Genomic DNA, 4,836 nt, shown 5'->3' with positions numbered 1-4,836 from the left:
TCGTCGGCCCCAGCATCAAGGTGAACGCCGGCGGCAGCCCCGGCAGCGGCACCGGGCAGGGCGCCCAGGCGCCGCTGTTGCCGGAGGAAGCCAACGCCGAACATCATGAGCGAGTCGAAGCCAGCCGGCGTGAAGCCACACTGGCGACCACGTTGGTACCACCGAACGTATGCGAGGAGTGCTGGAAGAAGGCGCTTGCCGAGGGGCAGTCTCTTATATCGGGGGACGGGGCATGACGAGGGAGTTGAGGCCCGATGTCTGGCGGAACGTCGAAGCCCCTGACAGTCACCGCTATGCCCTGATAGAGATGGGGGCGTTGCCCCGAGCGACGCGGACGGCACTGATTGACGCCGCCGATGGACATTATTGGTCATTGATACGTGGCACTCAGCAGGAGCACTTGATCAGAGAAGGCCCTTGGCTGATGACACTGCCCGACAGCGAGCAGGAGTGGCAAGACCTGAACGGCATGGAATGCGGGCTGATGGCATGGCTGGAAAGTCCCCAACCCGGTGATTCCTTAGCTCGCCAGCTGGCCCCGGCCATGACCGTAATGTCACCTGAGGGGAAGCCCTGGCTAATGCGTTTCTATCTGCCCCCGATGATCCAAGCCCTCCACGCGGCGAATTCAAGGTCCTGGTATAGGGATCTCTTCAATGGCATCGAACGCTGGTGGTATCCCACATCGGAGGAGGGGTGGCAAGCCCTGGCCGGCCTGCCGGATGATGGCTCGAAGCACGATGTCTGGCGGCTCGACTGTGACTCCCATCTGTGGGATTCGCTCAAGGGGAACACCGAGGCCACGGCGTTGACCGCACAACTCGTGAGCGAGATGCCGGAGCTATTCGAGAACATCTGCCCATGTGACCGTCCGGGATGCGTTGCCAAGGCGCTGTTTGCTGCCGATGAAGCAAAGCTGTCACGCCCTGAGGATCGCAGGATCTATGTCTATCTCTGGCTGGAAAAAGAGGAGGCTTTCATGCAAAGCGATTTGATGAGGCAGTGCCTTGAACAGGCGGCATGCGGGGATACAGCATTGCTGGAATGCCTTCAAACGCGAGAGGAATATTGACCATGCTGGTGCGTTGGATATTTAGACGGATTTTTCGGGACGTGCCCGCCTGGATAAAGGTGGCAGTCGTGCTAGCAGTTCTCGCTTACGTCGGTTGGTATAACTTTATCCGAATGCCGACCGGAGGAACGCTACAGAGTCATAGTTATATAGACAGACCTATCTATAGTTATTGGGTCAACGATAATTGGGGGGGGAATTTAGGACCTTATGGCGGAAAAACGACTTGTTGTTGGTCTTTTTCTGGTGATACTGCCGAAGTGGTTTGGATATATGGCCGAACAGTTGAGGAATTTGAGCGAGGTGATGAACAGGAACGTCATAGCGTGACGCTACCCATGCCGGAGCGTACTCGGGACGATCGTTATCTACACGTTCACTTTTTACCGGAGAACAGAGTCAAGCTGGTATGGGGGCCTGATTTCGGCTCTCCTCTGGCGGATTCTCTGGAGCGGGAGTACCCCAGGGATGATTGACCAGCAGACGTTGGAGCGCTGTCAGACGATTAACGCTCGCACAGATGATCAGGAGGATTCATTTGTCGGAGCCGACTGTCGATTAAACTTGGAAATAGGCGTTTTCTTTGATGGGGTAGGGCGCCATCTTGAGCAGGATCTTCTTGATGATCGAGTAAGTAATATTGGTCGATTGTTTTCTGCCTTTCCTGGCAAGAGCCGTGATCGGTTAGGTAGTGCTTTTCGAGCGATATATATTTCGGGTCTGGGAACCCCGCAACAAGCTACAGCCAGTGAAAGTTTAGAGGGGACGCTCCAGCGTGGCTCCAGCGAAGTAGCAGATGGCGTTGAAGGACATATCCGTGGTGGCGTGACTGGGGCTGCCAAGGATGCGCTTTTCAATACTGGTGGCGGTGCATGGTGGGAGGTCCTTGGTCGTTCATGGAGAGGCTCGCTGACTAAGCCATGGGAATGGGTCAAGAGCCTTAAAGATGGCATCATTCGCACAGGCGCCGAAGTCTTCGAACCGATTCGCGATAACCCCCTCCCCGCCAATATGATCATGAGTGGCGCGGCAACACGTCAGTCTGCCGCCATCGAACAGTTTCGTGGCGCGGTAAGCGATGCGGCCGCGAGTAGCGAAATGCCTCTGGGAAAGGTTCGTGTCTCGGTCTTCGGTTTTGATTTCGGTGCCGCTATGGCGAAGGCCTTCGTGCGGGAGCTGTTGGAAGACGTCTGTGAGCCAGTGGGCGACCGCTATGAGTTCGAGGGGGCCGAGGTACAGATCGTCTTTGCGGGGCTCTTCGATTGCGTCGACCGCACCCTACCCTCGCTGGGTCCCCTGGATTCGTTTCATCCGCTGGCGCCCGTTCTTGACGATGGCGGACCGCTTCATCCAGGCTGCCGCCGGGCGTTGCATCTGATTGCCGCGCACGAGCGGCGTTTCTATCGTCGATGTCGCCCACTTGGCCCGTTGCAGAGCCACTGGCGAGAGATCCTCCAGCCTGGGATCAGCGAAAATATTGGCGGTGGTCTTAAATCTGATGAGCAGAAAGTCAGCGCCGAGTTGTCGCAGACGTCGCTTCATCGTATGTATCGTAGTGCTAAAATTTCTGGAGTGCCTTTTCCTGACTTAGAGAGTCTTTATCAAGTAGACCCAGATACAGCAGCATTTTTCCTCATGAATGATGAGGTGGAAGGTTTATCTCTTGTTGCGTTGAGACGCTACTATGAAAGACTTTCTGATGGGGCACTAGAGGCCACAGAGCATAACTTTAAAAAACATACCCTGTTTTATCTGGTTTGGCTGGCGCACCGCTATCGAGAGTACCAGGCGAGTCGTGAAGCGCTAGAATCTCAACTGGAGGCGCTGCCCGACCGAACCGCGAGTGGAATACTCGGGGTGCCAGCATCCTCTCTGACGCGCTCTCCCGATGAATGGGAAAACATCGAAATAGAGGCTGGAGAGGCCGAGCAAGGATTGGTGCAGCTTGAGGAGCAGTGGGGTTGGCTGGAAGATGTGAACAAGGAGGCCCGAGAGATCCGTACGCTATTCCTGTCCAGTGATGACAATACGCGGCGCCAGGCACGCGTGACGCTAAGGGGGGAGTATCGTATGGCGGAGGCCTGGTGGAATTGGACGCGGGAATCCGAGCCGCCGGCGTTGCCTGAGCAAGTGTCGTTGCTGTTTGATTACGGCTTGCATGATATTCGGCCCAAAGAATCACTGATGAATAACTTGCTAAGTACGTTCGAGGGCTATCACTTTTTCGCCTGGCGTCATCTGGATGCACCTGAGCCTGAGGAAGAATCAAGTCTGGATTCACTCGTTGATTCGATGCCGTGGACATAAGAACATTAAAACTGATGCGGTAACGTTTACTCCGATGTCTCGAGCCGGTGGCCAAGGGCTTCGCCGGCGCCAGCGTGGCCCTGGGCGCCGAGACCGGTTTAGCGTTCAATGAGAACGGCTTGCAGTTGACCGGCGTCGATTGGGCGCAGAGGGAAGCCGAAGGCGCGACCCTCAAGGCCTTTGCCGGCGCGACGCTCGGGTTGCAGACCCAGTGTGAGCTGCGCTGGAAGCCGCCACTCGACATCATCGAGCGGCTGCCCAAGTATGCGGCCTTGGACGAGCTCGGCATGCTCCGTGAGCCGCTCGACGACTGGGGCGAGCTATCCAAGGCGACCCTCGCCGCCGAGGCTCTGGCGGGTATCGGCGCCGAGGCGGACTTCCAGATCGGCCTGATCGATGGCAAGTTCGTGCTCACCCTCAAGGCTCGGCTGGTGCTCAAGGGCGGCATCGGCGGCAAGTTCAGCGTCGAGCTCGATCCCGACCGGCTGGACCCCTGGATGGGCATGCTGCACCAGGCCTTGGTCGACAACGACTATGAGGTCGTTGACTGGATCACCCCCGCCGCCTTCGATGGTTTCAGCAAGCTGTTCTTCATGCAGACGATGCTGATGGTGGACGTCGGCATGCTGGCGCTGCGAGGCATCGACTTCGTCAACGATCTGTATGCCGGCTTTACTCGCTCGGACCGGGCCGGCCCGATTGCTCATTCATTGACACGTCCCTTATCGCGGAATCAAGAGAATGAGCGTAAGGCTTGGGTGCAGCAGTTGCCGCCGGAGGCCTTGGGGCCCCTTCTGCATGTGTTAAGGGCCGATCCGGGCTTTTTCGGTTATGACGTTGAAGACCAGAGCTACGACCGTGGTCAGGCCATTGACCTGCAGCAGATTGCTATTTCTCGTTGCCTGGGCTGGATCGAGGAAGGTTATATGAGTGGCCTATATCCACGCTCTTCCGCACAAACCCTTTTTGAGAAGGCTATCTCCCGGATGACGCAAGATGGCAAGCGAGATGAGAGTGTGTCTCTTGGGCAGGCATACTGTCAGAGTCGCTTTGAGCTTGATCAGTTTATGGGGATGGACTCAGACACCGGAAATGCTAATGCCAGTGATGCAAGAGGCTACTATCAAGAAGTTTCGAGGCGTCTTGGCAATAACCATGATCATAAATGCGAGATAGTTCATCCGCCCGCAGGTACGCGTGCCTACTATAGAGGTTCTTAGAGATGCGCCTTTCTCATCTAATTTTTTCTTTATTACTGTTGTTTCTTTCTAACGGTGTTTTTGCACTTGGGGAAAACGCTCAGTCCGCTAAGGATTCGGGTATGATCGACTACAATCTGGGCTACGTAGTCGATGCCATCCCTAAGCTGGAGCCATGTAATGACCCCCTGGTTTCTGCACACCCTACGCAGCTAATGCGGGGTGTGCTCGGGGTGCCACATAGTCCAGAGACTGGTG

5 protein-coding genes and 1 pseudogene are annotated in these 4,836 nt (G+C 56.3%); all 6 read left to right on the top strand.

Annotated features, from left to right (window positions below):
- A pseudogene (locus tag CVH10_RS26570) lies at positions 1-236 on the top strand (type VI secretion system tip protein VgrG); the annotation flags it as partial.
- On the top strand, positions 170-1,072 hold the full coding sequence (locus tag CVH10_RS16735; protein ID WP_106489314.1) for a DUF4123 domain-containing protein: 903 nt from the start codon (positions 170-172) through the stop codon (positions 1,070-1,072). The pseudogene CVH10_RS26570 and the gene CVH10_RS16735, both read left to right, overlap by 67 nt.
- Positions 1,073-1,074: 2 nt before the next feature.
- A complete protein-coding gene (locus CVH10_RS16730; RefSeq protein WP_106489313.1) occupies positions 1,075-1,548 on the top strand; it encodes a DUF3304 domain-containing protein in 474 nt (157 codons plus the stop codon).
- Entirely contained in the window at positions 1,541-3,379 is a 1,839-nt protein-coding gene (locus CVH10_RS16725; RefSeq protein ID WP_106489312.1) for a DUF2235 domain-containing protein, read from the top strand. The genes CVH10_RS16730 and CVH10_RS16725 overlap by 8 nt, the downstream gene beginning before the upstream one ends.
- Positions 3,380-3,426: 47 nt before the next feature.
- Complete coding sequence (locus CVH10_RS16720; RefSeq protein WP_106489311.1) at positions 3,427-4,599, top strand: hypothetical protein; 1,173 nt, start codon at positions 3,427-3,429, stop codon at positions 4,597-4,599.
- A 2-nt stretch (positions 4,600-4,601) separates the two neighbouring features.
- Positions 4,602-4,836: hypothetical protein (locus CVH10_RS26565; protein WP_219924722.1), on the top strand; the 235-nt coding region annotated here is incomplete at its 3' end.

The sequence above is a fragment of the Halomonas sp. ND22Bw genome, assembly GCF_003011945.1.
Classification (GTDB): Bacteria; Pseudomonadota; Gammaproteobacteria; order Pseudomonadales; family Halomonadaceae; genus Halomonas; species Halomonas halophila.
This window is presented reverse-complemented; position numbering and strand designations above follow the sequence as displayed.

Coding starts and splice junctions, on each gene's coding strand:
- CVH10_RS16730 (WP_106489313.1), top strand. CDS start 1,075: ATGCTGGTGCGTTGGATATTTAGACGGATTTTTCGGGACGTGCCCGCC.
- CVH10_RS16735 (WP_106489314.1), top strand. CDS start 170: ATGCGAGGAGTGCTGGAAGAAGGCGCTTGCCGAGGGGCAGTCTCTTAT.
- CVH10_RS16725 (WP_106489312.1), top strand. CDS start 1,541: ATGATTGACCAGCAGACGTTGGAGCGCTGTCAGACGATTAACGCTCGC.